This window comes from Sphingobacterium kyonggiense, assembly GCF_039536825.1.
Classification (GTDB): domain Bacteria; phylum Bacteroidota; class Bacteroidia; order Sphingobacteriales; family Sphingobacteriaceae; genus Sphingobacterium; species Sphingobacterium kyonggiense.
This window is the reverse complement of sequence record NZ_BAAAZI010000006.1, coordinates 379,605-401,458: the sequence shown is the minus strand read 5'-3', so window position 1 is coordinate 401,458 and position 21,854 is coordinate 379,605. Positions and strand designations below refer to the sequence as shown.

Genomic DNA, 21,854 nt, shown 5'->3' with positions numbered 1-21,854 from the left:
TTATAATGTATAATTAATTTCCCAACCTGCTGGATATTGACGCTTCACAAATTGATTCACGACATCAAAGTTAGTTACACGCATATTATCATTATCCCATAATAGCTTCAAGCTACGTCCTGGATATTTACCATCAATTTTCAAGTCTGCTCCACGGATAGCTAAGTTAGCCATCAATAGGGCTTCGGTCAATGGACCTGAAATTTCGAATGGTGCAGAAACTTCTTTCTTTCCATACCCTGCTAGACAGGCTTCTACCCATTGGGCATAGTGTCCACCTTCGCCATTTGGTACTCGAGCATATTTCTGTTCTACTTGCTCTACTCGTGTGGTTGGTAATAAGCGTGGATTTCTACCATAAGTATCTGCAAGGATCTTTCCTTTTGACCCTACTAGTAAGATACCATTTCCTCCATCCCCAAAGATCTCATTAGCGCCTAATTCTTCAGGACGTGCCGGCTGAATACCACCATCCATCCAATGTAAGGTAATAGGTCCACTCGTACGATCAGTTTTTGGGAAAGTCATGGTGGCATGACTAGATGGAGGACAACTTTCAGGGAAGTATCCACGTTTAAATTCATCCACATAAACTGAACCTACTGAAGCTTGAACATCTTGTACATAAGTTAAGCCCAATACAGAGAAAGGCACTTCTAATAAGTGACATCCCATATCGCCTAATGCACCAGTACCATAATCCCACCAGCCACGCCAGTTAAAAGGCACTAATTTTTCGACATAGTCTTTGCGAGGTGCTGTTCCTAGCCATAAGTCCCAAGCCAGTTCTTTTGGCACTGGAGCCGGTTGATTAGGCCATGAAATACCTTGCGGCCATACAGGTCTATCTGTCCAACAATATACGGTATGCACATCACCAATTAAGCCTGCTTCAAACCATTCACGGATTACACGAGGACCATCATTAGATGCACCTTGGTTCCCCATTTGCGTCACTACCTTATATTTCTTTGCAGCAGCAGTTAATACGCGAGCTTCCCAGACATCATGTGTCAAAGGCTTCTGCACATACACATGTTTGCCTAATTGCATCGCTGGTAAAGCATGCAATGCGTGGTTATGATCAGGTCCGGAAACAGATACCGCATCAATATGCTTGTGCTCCTTATCCAACATTTCACGGAAATCCTTATAATATTTTGCTTTTGGAAAACGCTTTACGGAGTTTGCAGCGCGGCGATCATCCACATCACACAGGTAAGCAATTTCAGCCTTACCACTTTTGTAGAATTCATTAATATCGCTCTCCCCTTTACCTCCAACACCTATTCCAGCAACAACCAGCTTATCGCTCGGTGCTACAAATCCAGTACCCCCTAAAACATGTCTAGGAACAATACTGATCCCTGCAGCTGCAATAGCCGAATTTTTAATAAACGTTCTTCTAGAATTTGAATTACTCATCTTATTCTGTTTAGTTGATTATAAATTACCTTTTTTCAGTTCGCTTACTGCATAATCTACAGCACGTGCTGTCAATGCCATATAGGTCAATGAAGGGTTAACACAGCCCGCAGAAGTCATACTTGCACCATCCGTTACAAATACATTCTTCGCATCCCATACCTGATTGTGTTTATTCAATACAGATGATTTTGGATCATGTCCCATTCGGGCAGTACCCATTTCGTGGATACCCATACCGAAGTTATAACCATTATCATAGGTGTAAACATCTTTCACGCCGATAGATTCGAGCATTTCCTTCATCTCTTCCGTCATATCTTTACGCATTTTCTGTTCGTTATCCTTGATTTCCATATCCATGGATAACACAGGTAATCCCCATTTATCCTTAACGGTTTTATCTAAGAAAATACGGTTTTCATGGTATGGCAAGATTTCACCAAAAGCAGTAAATCCAACATTCCAGTTTCCAGGTTCACACATAGCATCCTTCCAGTCACCACCTACGGACATTTCGGCAATTTCACCAGACCAACGACCACGAGTACCAGATCCCTGATAACCAAATCCACGCACATAATCGCGCTTCTTGGTATCATCCGCTACGTTTACAAACCTAGGTACATATAAACCGGTAGGTCTACGCCCAAAAATATATTTATCTTCAAATCCTTCTACGCGACCACCAGCACCTAAGCGGAAATGGTGATCCATCGCGTTATGACCAAGCTCTCCTGAACTACTTCCCAATCCACCTTCCCAAACGTCGGTAGCCGAATTCATCAGAACCCAAGTCGAGTTGAATGCAGATGCACAAACAAAAATTACCTTAGCGAAAAACTCAAATGTTTCATTTGTTTCCGCATCAATAATCTCTACCCCTTTAGCCTTTTGTGTGTCCTTATCATAAATAATCTTGGTAACAATAGAGAATGGTCTCAATGTCAAATTACCAGTTTTCATTGCTGGTGGCAATGTAGATGACTGTGTACTGAAATAGCCACCGAAATCACAACCTAACCAACATTGGTTTTGGTATTGACAGTTAATACGACCAGTATGCGGTTTGGTAATGTTAGCTGTACGTCCCATGATAAAGTGACGTTTTCCACCATATTGTTTCTTTAGACGTTCGGCAAGATCCTTTTCCACCACATTAAAATCCATGGCAGGTTGAAAATCGCCATCCGGTAATACTGCCAATCCATCGCGGTTACCTGAGATTCCAGCCCATTTCTCAACATAGCTATACCAAGGCGCTATTTCTGCATAACGAATCGGCCAATCAACGCCATGACCATCTTTTAAGTTGGCTTCAAAGTCCAAATCGCCTAAACGGTAACTCTGGCGTCCCCACATTAAGGAGCGGCCACCAACATGATAACCACGGAACCAATCAAAGCGCTTGACTTCGGTATACGGACTCTCCTTCTCGTTTACCCAGAAATCTAAATTCTTCTCATTTAATGGATAATCACGTTTCAATACCGGATAATCAGCCTCCATCTGCTTGGTTCTACCTCCACGATGTGGATATTCCCAAGTATTCTTTTGCGCATGATAATCTTTAATATGCTCAACGTTTCTTCCACGTTCTAACATAATTGTTTTCAAACCCTTCTCAGTAAGTTCTTTGGCTGCCCAACCTCCACTGATACCAGAGCCGATAACAATTGCATCATATACATTATTATCTACCATTTTTGTTTGTTTTAAATAGTTTCAGATTGATTTTTCACAGTTTCCTTCTTGAAGAAAATCATGAATATAAAGAAGACTGCCAAGGCAATTCCAGCTGGTACTAACCAAACGTTTTGCCAGTATTGGGCTAAGTCGTTTCCTTTCAAATTAATATACATTTCACTCACCTGACCTGCAACGATGAAACCAATTAATTGGCCTACGCCATAAGTCGCCAAGGTTACCAAGCCTTGTGCTGAGCTCTTAAATTCCTTACCAGCTTTTGAATCGGTATAGATCTGTCCTGAAACAAAGAAAAAGTCATAACAGATACCGTGCAAAGCAATACCCAAAATCAACATAAAGGTTAACTCGCCTGCATTTCCATACGCAAATAACACATAGCGCAATACCCAACATAGCATCCCCAATAAGATGGTATTCTTAAAGCCAAAACGGGTAAAGAAAATAGGTAAAAGTAATAAACATAAAGCTTCGGAGATTTGTCCTATGGTCATCTTACCTGTTGCGTTTTCCAATCCAATTTCCGAAAGGAAGAGATTAGCATATTGGTAATAAAAAGCTAATGGAATACAGATTAAAATTGAACAGATAAAGAATACTAAGAAATTACGGTCTTTCAATAATTTGATGGCATCTAACCCCAATATCTTTCCAATACTTTCCTTTCCAGTATTCTCTGTTGATTTTACTGGAGGAGTTTTAGGCAAGGTAAAACTGAATACCCCTAAAATTAAGGAGGCTATCGCTGCCATCAAAAAGGTATTGCGTAATAAACCGTCTTGAATACCTGCATCGGAGTCCCATTTGAATAAATAGGAAATGGATAAACCAGCTACAATCCAACCAATCGTTCCAAACATTCGGATTACAGAGAATTCCTTTTCCGGATCCTTCATTTGACGGAACGAGATGGAGTTCACCAAAGAAAGGGTTGGCATGTAAAGAACCATGTAGCCCAATACATATGGATAGAAATTAGAGACCGTGTCACTGCTGTGCATTTTCCACATCAGGACCGCACCTATAAGGTGTAAAACCCCTAAAATACGTTCCGCATTGAAATACCGATCGGCAATCAAACCGATGATAAATGGTGCGATGATGGCTCCCCACGATTGGGTAGAAAAAACCATGGAAGTTTCTGGTCCATCTGCTTTTAGCGTATTCCCCAGGAAATTACCCAAGGTTACAAACCATGCTCCCCAGATGAAAAACTCCAGGAACATCATGAAAGAAAGTTTAAATTTATTGGTTGATGACATTGATAAAGGTTTATAAGGTAATTTAATTAAAGTTAAAAATAATCAGGCAACATCAAAACTAGATAACGAATTTGTTTCAATACTAAAACCCTTTAGCTTTAGAATGAATCTACTTCTCTATAGGCCTGTACTAAGGCATTCTCTCCTTCTTTGCCCGATTTTGACATACCATGCTCCATCCCTACAACACCTTTGTATCCTTTTGAATGTAACCATTTAAAAACGTTTTTATAGTTTACTTCTCCAGTGGTAGGCTCTTTACGTCCTGGATTATCACCTACTTGGATGTAAGCAATTTCTGACCAGCATAGGTTCATATTATGAATTAAATTACCCTCATTTTTCTGTTGGTGGTAAGCATCGAATAATATTTTACAGGATGGGCTATTTACTGCTTTACAGATTTCATAAGTCTGATCAGAGAATCGTAGGAAAAGATCAGGCGTATCACTCAACGGCTCTAAAACCATGGTAATACCGTGAGGTTCAAATATTTCAGCCCCTCGTCTTAAACCTTCAATTACATTGGCTGTTTGAATTCCGATAGGTAAGTTTCTAGCATAATCACCAGGCACTACAGTTACCCATTTCGCATGACAACGTTTGGCAATCTCTACCGAATCACGACAACCCTTCAAAAATATATCCACAAAATCTTGCTTACCAGCCGCCAAACTATTGGCACCGTTTCCACCCTTAGGGACTACAAACACCCCCATACGCATACCTAACTGGGCTAATAGATCACCAATTTTCTTTTGTTCATCAACAGAACGGCCTGGCATACCATTGTCTTCAATACTGCGGAACCCAAGGTCGTGCATGTACTTGATTTCATCCAAGAAATTCTTGCCTGCTGATGAGCTAAACATACCTTGATGTGGTGCATAATCTAATTTGAATGGTTGACCAGCAGCACTCTCTAGAGTTGCTGAAGTCTTTTCTGAAGCAGTTAATGAATTTGTCATAAGCGAGGCTCCTACTAATAAAGAGCTGTTTTTTAAAAAGTCTGAACGTTTCATCGAAGGTTTAGTTTATAATTATGCTGCGTAGTTAATTGCTAATTAGGTATTTTTTGAATCCTTTGGAATAGGCTTCTTTTACGACTCCTTCATCCAGATAGATCAAATAAATATCCATTTTATTTTTTTTATTCGCAAATGCGATTGCATCTTGTGGTTTCATAGCCATAAAAACATTATCATAAGCATCAGCATCCATTGCTTTCTTGCTAATGACACTTACAGAAATAATGCTTGATTTCAATGGATACCCTGTTGTAGGATCCATATGATGCGAGAAGCGATAATTCTTTACAGTACGGAACTTTTCATAGCTACCAGATGTCGTAATAGCCATGTTCTTTAATTCAATAATGGATTCCTTTACACCTTGCGCCTGCTCAGGTCTTTGCAATAAGACCTTATAGCTCTCCTTACCTGGCTTATATCCTTCAGCTCTAATCTCTCCACCAACTTCTACAATGAAGGACTTTACAGCCTTACTTTTGAGAAAATCAGCCAGAACATCTACGGTATAGCCTTGAGCAATCCCATTGAGATCAATCTGCATACCAGGAGTCATTTTGATTAGTTTATGACCACTCATTTTCAGCTTATTCATCCCCACTAACTGTAGTGTTTGTAGTATACTTGAAGAATCAGGAATACCAACTGTTTTCTCAGGTCCAAAGCCCCAAATTGACACTAATGGCTTCACGGTAATATCAAATAATCCCTTGGACTCTTTATGCACTTGAAAGGATTTTTTAAGAACCTTTTGCATGTGGGGATCCAGAATAATCTGATTAGTAGAAGAAAGGTTGAAGGAACTAATTTTGGAATCCCAGCGGTAAAGGGACATGGATTTGTCGATAACTTCAAAGATGCTATCAATACTTACTTGTGTAATGATTGGCGACTTATGGTAATAGGATATCGTGTATCCGGTACCTTGTGCTTGACCATAGAACTCATACCGCTGTAAAGCAGAAATTGGTTGCTGGGCATTCGCCAAGCAACCAATCCATAGGCCTAAGATCAAACAAATAGACCTTAACACGCTATATAAATTTATCTACGTCAATACCCGGTTTAGCTACTGGATATAGACCATCAGCTCCAGGTACGATCTTAGGCATAGCATCCCAACTGTATTGCGCTGGCATTAAATCGATATTGGACTGCATAGCATCGTTCCATTTAATCACTTTACCTGTATAACAAGCAATACGGCCAATGATACCAGTTAAGGTACTGTAAGCACCGTATTCCGCATTATCAAATTTGTATTCACCATTCGCAATGGCAGCAAAGAGTTCCTTATGTTCTTGTTGGTAAGCATTAGGATTCCCTTTTGGATCGTGGCGGTAGATTTCTTTACCTTGATGATCCCATAAAACCGCCTGATTACCAGCCGATAAGTAAACCCTACCTTTAGTAGCTTGGAAGGTTTCATCTACGCGATTAGAGATCCCTTCAAAATGTCTACATTGGCTATAAACCACTGTTCCATCGTCATAAGTTAACTCGACAGCAAAGTTATCATAGATTTCTCCATATTCTTTACCCGTACGGTGCGCTCGACTTCCGGTACCTTGGATAGAAACCGGATATTTTCCTTTAATCCAGTTGGCAATATCGATATTATGAACGTGTTGCTCAACAATATGATCGCCACATAGCCAATTGAAATAATACCAGTTACGCATCTGGTACTCCATTTCCGTTTGGTTTGGTTTACGAGGTCTTACCCATACACCACCGGAGTTCCAGTACACCTGACCTGATACCACATCACCAATTGCCCCATCCTGAATGCGTTTAATAGCTTCACGATAGTTCGTTTGGAAACGGCGTTGCAAGCCTACTACAACGTTTAATTTCTTTGCTTTTGCTTCTTTAGCTGCTGCTAAAACACGGCGAATACCAGGAATATCTACCGCGACAGGTTTTTCCATGAACACATGTTTACCAGCCTTTACTGCTTCTTCAAAGTGCATTGGTCGAAATCCAGGAGGCGTGGTCAAAATGACTACGTCAGCATCCTTAATAGCGGCCTTGTACCCGTCAAAGCCTACATATTTACGGCTATCAGGCACATTCACCTTGTCACCAAATTTTTCTTTTAATGTTTTGTAGGTATTATCCAAATTATCTTGGAATGCATCTGCCATGGCCACCAATTGAATGTTTTGGCCAGAATTAAAGGCATCGAATGTAGCTCCGGTCCCACGACCACCACATCCAATCAATGCTACTTTAATGACATCACTGCCAGCAGCAAATACCTGTCCTACGGAGCTGCTAGTTATCGCAGCAGCACCCACAAGCGCAGACGAAGATTTGATAAAATCTCTACGTTTTAAACTTTCCATGTTTAAAGATCTAAGTTGAGGTTATTTAAATTTATGAGGTTGATTAAAAATCCTTAATAGGTGCCTGATCATAATATTTCATGATCTCGTCATGACTAGGCTGATTGACCGGTCTTACTAAGCGCATGCCCACAAATGGGGCCTCTGGGAACCACCAATTGGACTTAGGAATCTGTGGATCCAATTGTTTCCAGAATGGATCAGATTTCCCTCTTGCAGCCGAACGTAGGTCGATGGCTTCACTTTCAAATGAACCACCACGAACAACATGGGCATATAATTGTGTCGGTACATTTACCGGATTATTGGCAACTTTGCCTTCAAATTGCTTGTAATAATCTTCTTGGTATTGGTCATAAGTCCATTCTGACACATTCCCTAAGATATCATATAATCCCCAAGGGTTGGCCTTCTTGGTTCCTACTTTAGCCGTTTTACCATCTGCATTGCTTTTAAAAACTGCATAATCACCTAATGATGCTGCATCATCGCCAAAGAAATATTCGGTATTGCTACCAGCACGCGCCGCATATTCCCACTCTGCTTCTGTAGGTAAGCGGTAGAAGACACCAGTTCGCACGTATAACCATTTACAAAACTGAATGGCATTATAATGGGTCATTGCCAATGCTGGTTGACCTTCTTTGCCAAAACCAAAGGTCATATCCAAATAGGGCTTGGTTGGACGGGTAACAGCATCTACTTTCGCAGGCACTTGTCCACCTTCGGATTTTGTGATTTCAAAATCCTTATAAAGGAATGGTTCAAATAAATTCCAGGTTACTTCATAAGTACCCATCCAAAATGGGTCAATTTTTACTTTATGTACAGGCTTTTCATCCGCTTGAGCCGATTTTACAGAGCCCATATTAAACTCACCAGCCGGAATTGCCTCCATCGTGAATTCTAAACTTGTGCCATCTATCTTCTGTGTGTAACGTTCATGCTTTGTCTGTGCATGTGAAATTTGAATTCCTGCTAATAAAGCAAAGAATAGTACTGTCTTCATAGTATGTGACGCTAATCCTTAAAATATAAAATACTCAGTTTTAGATTGATTAATTTGCAATAAAGATAAAGAATCTCGCAATTTTATTAATAACATTAGTGTTACAGAATGAAATTAATTAAAATTTGATACCAGAAGTAAGTACTCAAAAGCCCTAATGGAATACTCAATCCGATAATGCTGTTTCCTAATTTCGAATTCAGTTTAAACTGGTTGATCACAATACTGGTTGCCACCAAAGAGGGCATCGCCATTTCAAAAATAGAGATACTCATAATCATCCCCTTACCTCCTATCAACATCGCTAAACCAAACACCAACAAAGGACCTAAAATAAGCTTGTATAAGAGCGCGTAAATCAAATTTGGCACTTCGTTACGTTGGATGCCAAAATGAAGCTGTAGACCGATGGAAAACAAGGCTATGGGCGAAACTGTGGCACCAAGGACACCAAAGAACTCATCCAGTGGAGCCATATCGATCCATCTCGGGATAATCAAAGCCAAAATACAACCGATTAAGGGTGGAAATGAAAATACGCGTCGAAGGATAAAACTAAATGGAATATGCTTTTGTGGTTTCAGTGAACCTTTCAAGGCGATGACTACCCCTATTGTTGATAACAGAAAAAAGGTACTTTGATCACTAACAATTCCGATCGGCAACTGTTCTACACCAAAATAAGCGCTAATTAATGGGAAACCAACGAAAGAGGTATTACTTAAACCAGCTACCAACATCAATGTATTGGTTGTCCTTTGCGAAAGCTTCATCCACTTCCCAATGAAATAAAAGAAGGCCATACTACCCAAAAGGACTACAAAAGGAGCAAGCATGGTAAAAAGAAGACTATTGTCCCATTGCAACTTAGGTAAAAATCGAAAAGATATGGCAGGTAGACCAAAATAAAGAACCCAAGCATTCAAAGCTTTGTAACCATCTTTGGCTACCCAATTCATGCGTCGGCTAAGAACTCCTGCAGCTAAGCAGAAAAGAATGAGAATAAAATTGGACAAACTATAAGATCTTTATCAAATGAAACAAAAATGACACTTGATGGGTTTAATGGGACAAAGTTATTACTATTTTTGAGCTCTTTTTAAAATTTAGAACTATTGTTTTTCGAGTGAGGCTATTTTACACACTATTACTATCTATTTTAATTCCACACATCCTACAGGCTCAAGTGACCGAAATCGCTGAGAAAATTAAGGAAAGTCCCATTATCCTAGAATTTGAAGTGGAGAATGGCGGTATCTTACAACAAAAAGGACTGAAAAACACCACCTATGAAGGTGCTTATTACAATGGATTAAATTTTAAAATCGGTTGGAAACAAAGAGCAAAAAAAGACCAATACTATCAGGTCTACAACTATCCAACCTACGGTATCGGATTATATTCCAGCACTTTCAATACCGATATTATCGGAAGTCCCTTTGCTATCTATGGCTTTGTCCAAACCCCCATATCTCCTAAAGAAAACAGTCGATGGGGATACGATTATCGTATTGGCCTAGGTTTATCGGGTAATTTCAAACCTTATAACGAAGAACAAAACCCATTAAATTTAGTCATTGGCTCTAAAAACAATGTTTTTATTGACTTGGGTATTCGCGCACAATATAAATTAACGGATCATTGGAAAATAGGTGCAGGACTAGCCTTTCACCATTTTTCGAATGGTGCCATGCGTTTGCCCAATAAAGGGGTAAACCTGGTTCCGGCAACTTTATCTGTGAACTACCAGTTCAACCCTGATGTAAAAATCGTAAGAGACTCTGTCTTGGAACCATACAGCAAAAAGATATACTACCATGTCAACTATGGTGTTGGCTTCAAGCAACTAAGAGACGATTTAGATCATCGATTCTTCAAAACAACCTTGAGCGCCTATGCCAGCCGCCACGTGTCTTATAAATGGCGACTTGGTGGAGGACTCGATCTTTTCTATTCCTCATCAGGAAATGATCAAGAAATCGCTGGCGATAAAACCGGAGAAATAGGATCCAAATTATCTGGTGGCCCCTCCTTTTACATTGCTCATATCCTAAATGAACGCCTGGTGCTGAATGGAAATGTTGGTTATTATATCCATAACCAGCGTTTCAACGGCGAAATCCGTAAATTCTTCTTACGTGCCGGTGCTCGCTATTATGTGTATAAGAACATCAATGCAGGAGTTTCTATCAAAGCACATATGGGTAAAGCGGATTTCATCGAATGGACTGTCGGTTACACCTTCAACCGCGAACCTAAATAAAGAAGATTAAATTATTCCCACCAACAAGCTTGCCTTATAATTCATTAAGGTTTACTTCGTATATACCTTGTATCAAGCTTAGGTTTGCTTCGATTCTCTAAAGGATTTTCTAGGGATCTGATACGGATCTTATTCGGATCTCGTTCGCTTCTAACCGAACGAGATCCGAAGGAGTTCCGAACAAGTTCCGAAGGAGATCCGAACAAGTATCGAAGCAAAGCCCAGTGAAAGACTGTTTGAAATCAGACGAAAGACAACAGAAAGTATAAAAGAAAAAGTTAAAAGGAAAAGACAACCTATAGTACAAAGACAAAAGAAAGCAGTGACTACACAAGGAAATTTCTTTATTATTTCAACTAAACCATAGCCCTTTTACAATTGCTTTTTTTCCAGAAATCGACATGAATTCATAAAAGCGACAAAGCCTGCGTGGAACATTCAATCTAAAAATAGCCGCAAAAAACAACGCAATAAGAAAATAAACTAACGAGATGGGAAATTTGTATCGCTATCTATTTGGAAACATTCTAAATAAACCTAGTTTTGAAAAACGAATTAACTATATAGCTACTTATTTTCTTTAAAATGCATTACAAAACAGCCAAACGATGGTTTAATTGGCATAAATGGACAAGCTTAATCTGTACGGTTTTCCTTTTACTATTGTGTCTTACGGGTCTACCATTAATTTTTCATGAGGAAATCGAACATGCTCTTATGGACATCCACATGGATGAGCACCCAAATGAGCAGAAACTGAGTCAGGATGAATTAATAAGAATTGCGGAAGAAAGGAATCCAGGAAAAAAGGTTAGGTATGCCTTCTGGGATTACGACGAGCATCCCAATCAAGTATTATTTGATTTGACCGTTCATCCAGACGACGACTTTGAAAAAAGCCAATATGTCTTAATGAATGAATTTAATGGAAAAGTACTTATAGAGCCTAAAAACGAAGGTTTTCTATACATCATGTTACGTTTACATACGGATATTTTCGCAGGAATACCAGGTAAATTATTCATGGGTTTGATGGGTATCTTATTCCTCATTTCCATTGTATCGGGAGTCGTGTTATATGGCCCCATTATGAAGAATTTTGAATTTGGGATGGTGCGAAAACACAAATCCAAGAGACTCAAGTGGCTAGACACACATAACATCGTAGGTATTATCACCTTAGCTTGGCTTGTTGTCGTTGGATTCACGGGAGTAATTAACACCCTTTCAGATGTCGTTGTTGGGCTATGGCAGCAAGGGCAATTGGCTGAAATGACCGCTCCATATAAAGATTTGCCCGCCATTAAAACTAAATACAGCTCAGTTGATCAAGCTCTAAAAATTTCAGAAGAGAAAGATCCTTCTATGAAAGTGGTATTAGTAGCCTTTCCGGGTACTATGTTTTCCAGCAAACATCATTATGCGGTTTTTATGCGAGGAACAACAGAAATGACCTCAAAGCTTTTAAAACCAGTATTAATCGATGCTGAAAAAGGAAAGTTCACCGATGCTAGACCTATGCCCTGGTATGTGAATGTCCTCTTTTTAAGTCAACCTTTACATTTTGGCGATTACGGCGGACTACCCTTGAAAATTATCTGGACAATTTTTGACCTCGCATCTATTGTTATTTTAATTACCGGAGTTTACCTCTGGCTGGCAAGACGAAAAGCCAAACTTCAATTTAAAGAAAAAAGCCCCCTAGAAAATGAACTTAAAGAAATTTAAACAAGTCTGGGGAATGCCCATACTCTTAGTAATAATCTCTTTGTTTGGCCTAATCGCCGCATTAGCCGGAACCGAGATTATTTGGGATGCACTAAGTTGGATATCCCTAGGCATTCCTCTGATAATTCTATTCTATAAATATTTCAAAACCAAACATACATCGTGAAAATTAAAATAACCCTATTCTTTGTTTTAGCTCTTCAAATGAGCTATGCCCAACAAGCAGAAATCACTACTGCAGATACCTTAAAAACAAAGAAAATAGATGAAGTCCAGATCCGAACATTCATAAAAAAGGATAGTGAATTCAGCAATAAAATGCCCTTACGTGCCATTGAAAACCCACAGGTATATTCTACTATCGACAAGATCTTTCTACAGAACCAACATGTTTATACACTGGACGATGGCTACCGTAACATTCCAGGTCTTCAAAAATTATGGAACTCCACACATCGAGCTGGTGATGGAGGCACCTATCTTTCCCTTCGCGGATTCCTTATTAATAATCCATTGAGAAATGGCCTGATCTCACCAGTTACTTCAAATATAGACGCAATTAATCTGGAAAAACTAGAGGTGTTAAAAGGGCCTTCTGCTACCTTGTTTGGTAGTAATGCAGGATCATATGGAGGCGTGATTAATCGGGTTACCAAGCAACCCTTTGATAGTTTAGCCACGCAGATCTCTATTATTGGTGGAAATAACAATTACTATAGAGGACAAATCGATTTTAATAGCCCAATTACCAAAAACAATTCCTTATTGTTCCGATTAAATGCGGCGTATACAAATGAAGGTCTGTTTCAGAAACCGGATGCTAAAAACAGCTATTTAGCAATTGCCCCTTCCCTCACCTATCAAGCAAATGAAAAACTAAAATTGGCAATTGATTACGAAGCTTATGCCAATAAAGCACAGCCTGAACAATTGTTCTTTTACCTGAGTCCGCAGCTTGGCGCAAATAACATGAAAGAATTATATAAGCTATTAGGGGTCGACTACCGTCAATCGTATACGGGTGATGGCTTATATACCACAGCAAACATTCACAATGTTTTTGGCCACATGACATACGACATTTCTGATCGACTTAAATCAAATACACACATTAATAATTCCATTTCCTCATCAAAAGGTTACAACCCCTATTTTTCTCTGGCACCAAAAGGAATGTTTAGCGGAAACCAAGCGGATACAGAAATTGGAATTGCCCGAGCTGATCAGTCTACAGAGAATAGCAAACTGAATATCTTCCAAGTCCAGCAAAACTTTAATCTCGATTATCTGTGGGGATCAGTCCACAACCGCACGGTATTGGGCTTTGACTATATGCGTACTGACAATGACCTGCATTTTATCTTTACAATATTTGATTGGCAGCCCTTAAAAAATGGAGATTACAGCTCCATGAATGCTTCTGCAATTACGAACGTTTATGAAACGCTAAAGAATAAACCAGATTACGATTTTGACAAAATGAATAGATGGAATCAGATCGGTATCAAGAATACCTATAGCGCATATGTATCAAATGTTATTAGCCCAATAGCAAATTTGAACATCTTAACCGCGCTTCGATATGAAAGTAATCAAGCAGATAAATCTACTCTCGGAACAAATGAGGTGCAAGGTTATACCCAATCGGCATGGTCCCCTAAGTTAGGTGCAACTTATGAATTCATAAAAGATAAATTATCAGTTTTTGGAAATTTCCAAAACAGCTTCAAGAGCAATGGTTATTATGTATCGGATAACTTAGGCAACACCAAATTATCAGATCCGGAAACGGCCAATCAGTTTGAGGGTGGAATAAAGTCCATTCTGTTCTCAGATCGCTTAAGTGCCACCATAAACTATTACCATATTCAAGTAAAAAACACCCTATTGAATACCGGCGCCCTTGTACCTAACACGTCCATTGCTATTCAAGATCAAACTGGAAAACTTAGGAGCACAGGGGTTGAGCTAGAAATAAATGCGTATCTGGTCAAAGGATTTTCCGTTTTAGGTGGGTTATCCTATAATGACAGCAAATACTTGAAAGCAGCAGCGAATGTGGAAGGTAGAAGACCAAATATCGCAGCAGCACCTTTTCAGGCAAACTTCTATGCGAGCTACCTGTTCTCGAGTGGTCAATTAAATGGTCTAGGCTTTGGAATCGGAGGCAACTATGCAAGTGATAATAAAATTATGAATGAGTGGAATTCTGCGACTTCATCGGAAAACATATTCATTCTACCTAAGTATTTCATTGTGAATGCTAATGCTTATTATGAAACTCGTCATTACCGCTTTGGAATTAAATTAGATAACTTAACGAATCAGAAGTCTTGGATTGGTTATACAACAGCCAATCCTCAGAAGCTGATGAATGGACTTGCAACAGTAACTTATAAATTTTAATAAGCTCTATTTTAAAGCGGAATTCAGTTAAAATTGGTTACAAATAAAAAACGCCGATAGCAATTATCGGCGTTTTTTATATATCAAGATTTTTTAATTGTTTTCAGATTCTATTTCCCGAATAAATCAAAAAGCTTCTTACCAAAGTTTTTATCTACCGTAATATAGGATGGATAGTAAATATTTTGTCCGGCGATGTTGATAGACGGCTTTATCTTTAAAGCTAAGAATCCTTCAGATTTCTTATTAAACATCTCGTCGAAGAACCGCTCAAACCCATTTTCTTTAGCCTTATTGAATATATTAGCTTTAAATGTCATGGGAACAATAACACTTTCGCCTTGTGAAAGATTCACGTTTTGGTCTACTTTTCCCTCAAACAATGGTGATCCTTGAATCTCAATGATGTACTTGAAAGAATTAAAAGCAGCCTTTTTAATTTCCGGATTCGTAATTTTCAAGTTCACCTTTCCCTCCAATGGAAGTTCTTTGCTAAATAAAGCTACAGCTAAACCAGCTAAAGAGGAGATGTTATAATTACCATCTGCTCCTTTGTAAGATTCTATTTTCTTACCATTGAACCTCACTTGTTCTACAGACTCTACATCGTATTCACAGTCTGCTAAAGCTTTAATCTGTGCTTTTTTATTGATTTGACATCCTGAAAGTAGCAATACGGTACATACCGCTACTAATCCCAATAATTTTTTCATATTATTTATTCTTTCTTCCAAAATTATAAACCAAGCCAAGCGTAAATACAGCATTACCTGGCTTTAAATACTGATTATCCATTAGACCAATGTTCCATCCATTTGTCAATTGTAATTGTAAACCTTTACTCATTTCTAATCGAGTAAAGAAGATAGGCTCAATAAATAAATTCTCTTCCAGAGGATGAACTTCGTTGTTTAATTCGAACTTATCCATCTTAATACGGCTTAATCGAATGGCTGTACCATAATTTAAGGTAAGTTTCTTACCAAAAAGATTAATCTTGTTTTTACGGGTGGAAGAGAAATTCGCTTGCACAAATATTTTGTTGAATTCCACATCCCTGGATTCTACAGGATCGGCACCCGTAGTACTAGCACGTTTATCGGCATCTTGGGTTGCCCCTAGACCATAACCAGCATAAAATTCCAAAACACTACGTTTGTTCTTGCCCACCAAGGTGTAATAACCAAGACCTCCCTCGTAGAGGTATTGTTTAAAATCGTGGTTATCGGACTTGTAGTCCATATATGAACCATTGGCTATCAAAGCCAAATTATCCGTAAAGGCAATACCGGCATTTCCGCTCAGATTACCTTTAGGATTAACATGGGCTCCTAAATAGCCTTCACCTTTATTATTGAACATGGGGGTGGCTGGTACATTTGGCAAATAAACAGAGCTACAACTGCTCATGATACCTACACCTATTAATAAACCAGCCCAAGAATATATTCTGCTTACTTTCTTCATGTTGATATTAGTCAGCAATTACCTACAAATTATTATGCCAAACCTGTAGATTTTAACAAAAAGTAAGATTTTCTTTTAGAATTAATTAAATAACAGCATGCTTTTCAAGCTCTTCTTGCATTTCTTTCTGCAAGACTAAAGCCTCTTCCCTAGCCTTCTCTGCAAAGTCTTTGCCCTTCGAAGCGTAGATAATACCGCGAGTACTATTGACAAGAAGACCACAATCCTTATTCATTCCATATTGACAAACATCGGCTAAGGAACCTCCCTGTGCACCAACACCAGGCACTAATAAGAAACTATCTGGTGCATGTTCCCTGATCTTTAAGAAAGCATCACCACGGGTTGCTCCAACTACATACATGATGTTTTCAGATGTTCCCCAAGTATTCACTTTATCGATAACTTCTTCAAATAACTGCTTTCCTGCTGGATTGCTGAAATTTTGGAAGTCCAAACTTCCCTGATTAGAAGTCAATGCCAAGACAATTGCCCATTTACCTGGAAAATCTAAGAATGGAGTTACCGAATCTTCACCCATATAAGGTGCAATAGTAATGGAATCAAAATCCAAACCGGATACTTCAGGATTAAAAAACGCTTGTGCATACATTTTGGAGGTATTTCCAATATCCCCACGCTTAGCATCGGCAATGCTGAAACAATCTTTTGGAAGTATTTCGGAGGTTTTACGCAGTGCTTCCCAACCTTTTACACCATAGCTTTCGTAGAAAGCGATATTGGGTTTATAGGCAACACATAGATCTGAAGTCGCTTCAATAATAGCTTTATTAAAAGCGAAGATAGGATCCTCTTCATCTAATAAATGTTCAGGGATCTTGTTAAGGTCTGTATCCAAGCCTACACATAAAAAGCTTTTCTTGCGTTTGATCTGTTCGATCAGTTCTTGTTTGGTCATTATTATTCGTTGATTAACTTAACGATGTATTCTTCAAAATCTTTAGTAGAATAGTCGGCCATTCCCACATGTTTAAAAACACGGACACCATTCTTGTTCAAAACTAAACTAACGGGAATTTGGTCACTGGTCCAACCTTTGGGTAATTCACTTGCCGGAAAATAAATTGGTAAGGTCAATTGCTCTTGTTGCATGAATTTTAACCCACCGTCTTTATTTCCTTCAATCTCTAGGAGCACAAATGCAACCTTATCATTATCTTTATATTTATCATATAACTTCTGGATGGTAGGCATTTCTGCTCGACATGGACCACACCAGGTTGCCCATAGGTTTACAAACACTACTTTCCCTTTCAGATCGGTTGTGTTGATTTGTTTTCCTTGTGCATCCGTAATGAGCATACTTTCAGGATTTGCTTCCATAGAAGATAGCTCTTCGGGTTTCACTTGTCCCTTTTCAACATTGGGACGAAAAAAACCAATCTTCATCATCCCTTGGTGGATATATGAACGGCTAGTAGGCCAGATCAATAATCCAATGAGAACAACAAAGATGATATTGGAGATAAGATTCTTCTTTGATTTCTTTTTTTCTGTCATGTTTAGGAGTCAAATTTTTCCAACTGTTTCAACAAAGTACCGAAATCTTTTGGATAATCGGCCTCAAAGCTGAACTCTTGACCGTTCAATGTGAATCGAACAGACTTGGAATGCAACGCAAAACGTTTCATGATTGGTTGCTCTTCTTGATCCTTAGATAAGGTATAACCTCTCTTTTTAATCTGTGAAAGGTAAACTGGTTTACCACGATACATGCTATCTCCAACAATCGCAGCATGCTGGGTAGCTAAGTGGATACGAATCTGGTGCATTCTACCTGTAATAGGTTTACATTCTACTAAGGTATAATGTTTAAAATAGCGAATGCTATTGAAAATGGTCTCCGAAGGTTTACCATTATAACGATCGATGGTCACATTCTTATTCCCTTGATTCAAGATTGGAAGATCCACCAACAGGTTTTCAAATACATGAGTACCCGCAATGATAGCATGGTAAACTTTATCCACCCTTCTTTTCTCAAATTCAATAGACATTAAGCGATAGGTTTCCGGATTTTTAGCAATCAACAAGATACCGGAAGTATCCTTATCCAAACGGTGACAAACTTGCGCATCAGGAGTATATTTTTTTGCTAAACGCAGAATATTAACCTCTCCTCCTTCGCGTGCATCAAGGGATGGAATAAAAGGTGGTTTATTAATCACGATTAAATTATCATCTTCGTGAATAATTAAATCTTGGAATTTCGGGTATTTAAAAAGATTTTGTTCTTGTTGAATCATCTTGCAAAAATAAGAATTATAGGCTAATTTTCTATGATTCAGCACCATTTAAGCAATCGGTTAACATTCAGGTTGATACTCGAACAAAAAAAGTTAATTTTGTAACAAACATTTAACCCATGTCAGTAAACAAGGTAATCAAACGCATCACGACATCTACTATTCGTGATATGAAACATAGAGGAGAGAAAATCAGCATGCTTACGGCATACGATTACTCCACAGCAAAAATCTTAGATCAATCAGGAGTAGAGATTTTATTGGTTGGTGATTCGGCGGCAAATGTCTTTGCAGGCTTTGAAACCACTTTGCCCATCACGTTGGACAACATGATTTATCATGCTTCTGCCGTAGCCAGAGGAGCACACCGTGCAATGGTTATTGCCGATTTACCATTTGGTGAGTACCAAGGTGCCACAGATGATGCTTACAAAGCTGCTGTTCGGATGATGAAAGAATCTGGGGTGCATGCCTTGAAAATGGAAGGTGGTGAGGAAATTATTGACAACATCAGAAAGATCGTACAATCCGGTATCCCTGTTTGTGGACACTTGGGATTAACTCCACAATCAATTTATAAATTTGGTGATTTTGGCGTTCGTGCTAAAGAGGATGCGGAAGCCCAAAAATTGAAAGCAGATGCCTTAGCACTTCAAGAGGCTGGATGTTTTGCTGTCGTTTTAGAAAAAATCCCAGCGAGCTTGGCTACTGAAGTTTCTAAATCTTTGGATATCCCGACTATTGGTATTGGCGCAGGTAATGGATGTGATGGCCAGGTTTTAGTGGTAAACGATATGTTAGGAATTACGCAAGAGTTCAAACCGAAATTCTTACGTCAATACGTCAATTTATTTGATGAAATTACCAGGGCTGCTCAGGCTTATGTTGCAGATGTGAAGTCGGGTGATTATCCAAATGAATCGGAACAATATTAATCGTACATGCAGAAATTATTGTTGATCCTGCTTCTGGTGGGTGTCTTGATTTACTTTATATCTAGAAAGCTCCAGGCTGTAGGGAAAAGTTTAGCTGTTCAAAAACAAGCCAAACAAGGCTATATTTTAGTTGATGCTGGGTCTCAAGTTGTCAACAAGGTCATTAAGAACACCCTCTTTTCTGTTGGAATAGGTGTGGTCTTACTGGTTATTACCTTGGTATTGGCAATGAAGGTAAAGATCTTATTGATCATGTTACCTATTAGTCTTTACTTAATCGGACAATTGTTTCTATTAAATAATCAATTGAAATATACCAAAGATCAACAGATTTGGTTTAATCCTGCTAATAACGATGTTTTGGTGGAATGGTTAAGCGGACAGAAAGTGCAGTTTAATCTTCTTCGAGATATTCAACAAATAAGAACTGTAAAAGCAGTTCAGAAAAATAATCAAGTACAATTTGGTTATTATGAAATCATCGTTCATAATAACCAATTGTTTCTTCCTTTAATTATTGAAGAGAATCAAGTCAATAATAGGTTCTTTAAGACCTTGAAAGACAATTATAGCATTAAAGGAAAAACGACTCTATTTCCTTTAATTTAGATCTTCGGAATCTTATAGCCATTATGGTATTCTGCTGCAAGCAGTTTATTTGCTTCAGGTTCTTTAAAATTTTGTTTCTCTTTATTCCAATAGATTTTCTTGCCGGTGCGATAGGCAATATTTCCCATCTGGGATAATTTGGCGATATGACTTCCTACTTCTAGTGGGGCATTTAAGATGCCAGCATCTTTTGCTCGAATAGCCTCAATGAAGTTTTTGGTGTGCAAGTCCAAGCCCACATCTTGTTTCTTTTGCAAAGGTACTGCTTCCATCTTCTTCCCTTCCGGAATGACCTCCCAACCATTACGATCTACCACTAGCGTTCCATTATTCCCAATAAATGCAATCCCATGTTCTCGGTTGTAAGGCCCACCTGAAATACTGGCTGCATGCTCCCAAAGCAAATTGAACTGGTCAAATTCATAAACCGTAGTCAAGGTATCTGGGGTATCACCCGCATCATCAGGATAAGCAAACTTACCTCCTGCAGCCATAATTGACTTCGGATCGGAAACCTTCATACCCATTAAAGCATAATCCAGTAAATGGACTCCCCAATCGGTCATCAAGCCACCTGCAAAGTCCCAATACCATCTGAAATTATAATGAAAACGATTGGGATTAAAAGGCTGCGTTTTTGCTGGCCCTAACCACCTTTGATAATCTACTCCTGCTGGAACTGGTCCATCTGGTTCTACGGGCACACGTTGTTTCCATCCTAAATAAGCCCAAGCCTTTACTAAACGTATTTTCCCAAGTTTCCCGGAATGGACAAAATCAATGGCATCTCTAAAGTGTTTTTGCGATCGTTGCCACTGTCCAACTTGTACAATTCGCTTGTATTTGTCTTTAGCAGCAAGCATGACATTACATTCCACAATGGAATTCCCAATAGGCTTTTCCACATATACATCTTTTCCGGCTTTGACCGCATCAACCATCATGAGGCAATGCCAATGATCCGGGGTACCGATCATAACGGCATCCACTTGATCATCCTTTAATAAATCCTCATGCTTTTTATAAACTTTGGGCTGTTGACCCATTTCTTGAAGTTTCTTTAATCGTTCTTCAATAACCTGATCATCGATATCACATATTGCCGTGCATATGACATCTGGATTCTTCAAAAGGGAGTTCAAATTGGACCATCCCATACCTTTAATACCTATGGCTCCAATCCTGATTTTTCCATCAGAGGATCTATTGGAGGCATATAAAGAGCCAAAATGTAATGCTGGAATTAATAAAGCTGATTTTTGGATGAAATCCCTTCTCGAAAGTGTCATAATTTGTGGTTTAGATCTAAAATACTAAAGTTAATAGACCAAATCCAATAATATTATAACTTATTATGGAAATTGTGTAACAATTTCAAACCCAACAAAGCCGACATTTGT

19 protein-coding genes are annotated in these 21,854 nt (G+C 38.8%); 5 read left to right on the top strand and 14 right to left on the bottom strand.

Annotated features, from left to right (window positions below):
* From ABD676_RS06610 to ABD676_RS06575, 8 genes are all read right to left on the bottom strand, one after another.
* A complete protein-coding gene (locus tag ABD676_RS06610) occupies window positions 1-1,425 on the bottom strand; it encodes a Gfo/Idh/MocA family protein (RefSeq protein WP_344673807.1) in 1,425 nt (474 codons plus the stop codon).
* Window positions 1,426-1,443: 18 nt separating this feature from the next.
* Window positions 1,444-3,129, bottom strand: coding sequence for a GMC oxidoreductase (locus ABD676_RS06605; protein ID WP_344673806.1), 1,686 nt, complete (start codon window positions 3,127-3,129; stop codon window positions 1,444-1,446).
* A gap of 11 nt (window positions 3,130-3,140) precedes the next feature.
* A complete protein-coding gene (locus ABD676_RS06600; protein WP_344673805.1) occupies window positions 3,141-4,394 on the bottom strand; it encodes a nucleoside permease in 1,254 nt (417 codons plus the stop codon).
* A gap of 98 nt (window positions 4,395-4,492) precedes the next feature.
* Complete coding sequence (locus ABD676_RS06595; protein ID WP_344673804.1) at window positions 4,493-5,362, bottom strand: hydroxypyruvate isomerase family protein; 870 nt, start codon at window positions 5,360-5,362, stop codon at window positions 4,493-4,495.
* Window positions 5,363-5,447: 85 nt separating this feature from the next.
* Window positions 5,448-6,455 carry an FAD:protein FMN transferase gene (locus ABD676_RS06590; RefSeq protein WP_344673803.1) on the bottom strand — a complete coding sequence of 336 codons (1,008 nt, stop codon included), beginning with the start codon at window positions 6,453-6,455 and terminating at the stop codon, window positions 5,448-5,450.
* Between the two features lies 1 nt (window position 6,456).
* Complete coding sequence (locus ABD676_RS06585) at window positions 6,457-7,770, bottom strand: Gfo/Idh/MocA family oxidoreductase (RefSeq protein WP_344673802.1); 1,314 nt, start codon at window positions 7,768-7,770, stop codon at window positions 6,457-6,459.
* Between the two features lie 43 nt (window positions 7,771-7,813).
* On the bottom strand, window positions 7,814-8,779 hold the full coding sequence (locus ABD676_RS06580; protein WP_344673801.1) for a formylglycine-generating enzyme family protein: 966 nt from the start codon (window positions 8,777-8,779) through the stop codon (window positions 7,814-7,816).
* 101 nt (window positions 8,780-8,880) lie between these two features.
* Entirely contained in the window at window positions 8,881-9,795 is a 915-nt protein-coding gene (locus ABD676_RS06575; RefSeq protein WP_344673800.1) for an AEC family transporter, read from the bottom strand.
* Between the two features lie 110 nt (window positions 9,796-9,905).
* On the opposite strand from ABD676_RS06575, the gene ABD676_RS06570 reads away from it, so the two are divergent.
* From ABD676_RS06570 to ABD676_RS06560, 3 genes are all read left to right on the top strand, one after another.
* Window positions 9,906-11,042 (top strand): acyloxyacyl hydrolase, encoded by a 1,137-nt coding sequence (locus tag ABD676_RS06570; protein ID WP_344673799.1) that lies wholly within the window; start codon window positions 9,906-9,908, stop codon window positions 11,040-11,042.
* A gap of 585 nt (window positions 11,043-11,627) precedes the next feature.
* Window positions 11,628-12,770, top strand: a complete 1,143-nt coding sequence (locus ABD676_RS06565) for a PepSY-associated TM helix domain-containing protein (RefSeq protein ID WP_344673798.1) — start codon at window positions 11,628-11,630, stop codon at window positions 12,768-12,770.
* A gap of 162 nt (window positions 12,771-12,932) precedes the next feature.
* Window positions 12,933-15,176: a TonB-dependent siderophore receptor gene (locus tag ABD676_RS06560; RefSeq protein ID WP_344673797.1), complete on the top strand. Its 2,244-nt coding sequence runs from the start codon at window positions 12,933-12,935 to the stop codon at window positions 15,174-15,176.
* A 110-nt stretch (window positions 15,177-15,286) separates the two neighbouring features.
* On the opposite strand, the gene ABD676_RS06555 is transcribed toward ABD676_RS06560, so the two are convergent.
* The 5 genes from ABD676_RS06555 to ABD676_RS06535 form a co-directional block, all read right to left on the bottom strand.
* Window positions 15,287-15,889: a hypothetical protein gene (locus ABD676_RS06555; RefSeq protein ID WP_344673796.1), complete on the bottom strand. Its 603-nt coding sequence runs from the start codon at window positions 15,887-15,889 to the stop codon at window positions 15,287-15,289.
* A gap of 1 nt (window position 15,890) precedes the next feature.
* Window positions 15,891-16,643 (bottom strand): hypothetical protein, encoded by a 753-nt coding sequence (locus ABD676_RS06550; protein ID WP_344673795.1) that lies wholly within the window; start codon window positions 16,641-16,643, stop codon window positions 15,891-15,893.
* A gap of 85 nt (window positions 16,644-16,728) precedes the next feature.
* Window positions 16,729-17,562, bottom strand: coding sequence for an orotidine-5'-phosphate decarboxylase (gene pyrF, locus ABD676_RS06545; protein WP_344673794.1), 834 nt, complete (start codon window positions 17,560-17,562; stop codon window positions 16,729-16,731).
* Between the two features lie 2 nt (window positions 17,563-17,564).
* Window positions 17,565-18,164, bottom strand: coding sequence for a TlpA family protein disulfide reductase (locus ABD676_RS06540; protein ID WP_344673793.1), 600 nt, complete (start codon window positions 18,162-18,164; stop codon window positions 17,565-17,567).
* A gap of 2 nt (window positions 18,165-18,166) precedes the next feature.
* Window positions 18,167-18,910, bottom strand: coding sequence for an RluA family pseudouridine synthase (locus ABD676_RS06535; protein WP_344673792.1), 744 nt, complete (start codon window positions 18,908-18,910; stop codon window positions 18,167-18,169).
* Between the two features lie 119 nt (window positions 18,911-19,029).
* Between ABD676_RS06535 and panB the strand changes: the two genes are divergently transcribed.
* Both panB and ABD676_RS06525 read left to right on the top strand, forming a co-directional pair.
* Window positions 19,030-19,845 (top strand): 3-methyl-2-oxobutanoate hydroxymethyltransferase, encoded by an 816-nt coding sequence (gene panB, locus ABD676_RS06530; protein WP_344673791.1) that lies wholly within the window; start codon window positions 19,030-19,032, stop codon window positions 19,843-19,845.
* A gap of 6 nt (window positions 19,846-19,851) precedes the next feature.
* Complete coding sequence (locus ABD676_RS06525) at window positions 19,852-20,454, top strand: PH domain-containing protein (protein WP_344673790.1); 603 nt, start codon at window positions 19,852-19,854, stop codon at window positions 20,452-20,454.
* Here ABD676_RS06525 and ABD676_RS06520 read toward each other — a convergent pair.
* Window positions 20,451-21,743 (bottom strand): Gfo/Idh/MocA family protein, encoded by a 1,293-nt coding sequence (locus ABD676_RS06520; RefSeq protein WP_344673789.1) that lies wholly within the window; start codon window positions 21,741-21,743, stop codon window positions 20,451-20,453. The genes ABD676_RS06525 and ABD676_RS06520 overlap by 4 nt on opposite strands.
* Window positions 21,744-21,854 lie beyond the last annotated feature (111 nt).

Coding starts and splice junctions, on each gene's coding strand:
- ABD676_RS06605 (WP_344673806.1), bottom strand. CDS start 3,129: ATGGTAGATAATAATGTATATGATGCAATTGTTATCGGCTCTGGTATC.
- pyrF (WP_344673794.1), bottom strand. CDS start 17,562: ATGACCAAACAAGAACTGATCGAACAGATCAAACGCAAGAAAAGCTTT.
- ABD676_RS06520 (WP_344673789.1), bottom strand. CDS start 21,743: ATGACACTTTCGAGAAGGGATTTCATCCAAAAATCAGCTTTATTAATT.
- ABD676_RS06600 (WP_344673805.1), bottom strand. CDS start 4,394: ATGTCATCAACCAATAAATTTAAACTTTCTTTCATGATGTTCCTGGAG.
- ABD676_RS06525 (WP_344673790.1), top strand. CDS start 19,852: ATGCAGAAATTATTGTTGATCCTGCTTCTGGTGGGTGTCTTGATTTAC.
- panB (WP_344673791.1), top strand. CDS start 19,030: ATGTCAGTAAACAAGGTAATCAAACGCATCACGACATCTACTATTCGT.
- ABD676_RS06555 (WP_344673796.1), bottom strand. CDS start 15,889: ATGAAAAAATTATTGGGATTAGTAGCGGTATGTACCGTATTGCTACTT.
- ABD676_RS06535 (WP_344673792.1), bottom strand. CDS start 18,910: ATGATTCAACAAGAACAAAATCTTTTTAAATACCCGAAATTCCAAGAT.
- ABD676_RS06580 (WP_344673801.1), bottom strand. CDS start 8,779: ATGAAGACAGTACTATTCTTTGCTTTATTAGCAGGAATTCAAATTTCA.
- ABD676_RS06585 (WP_344673802.1), bottom strand. CDS start 7,770: ATGGAAAGTTTAAAACGTAGAGATTTTATCAAATCTTCGTCTGCGCTT.
- ABD676_RS06540 (WP_344673793.1), bottom strand. CDS start 18,164: ATGACAGAAAAAAAGAAATCAAAGAAGAATCTTATCTCCAATATCATC.
- ABD676_RS06565 (WP_344673798.1), top strand. CDS start 11,628: ATGCATTACAAAACAGCCAAACGATGGTTTAATTGGCATAAATGGACA.
- ABD676_RS06550 (WP_344673795.1), bottom strand. CDS start 16,643: ATGAAGAAAGTAAGCAGAATATATTCTTGGGCTGGTTTATTAATAGGT.
- ABD676_RS06610 (WP_344673807.1), bottom strand. CDS start 1,425: ATGAGTAATTCAAATTCTAGAAGAACGTTTATTAAAAATTCGGCTATT.
- ABD676_RS06595 (WP_344673804.1), bottom strand. CDS start 5,362: ATGACAAATTCATTAACTGCTTCAGAAAAGACTTCAGCAACTCTAGAG.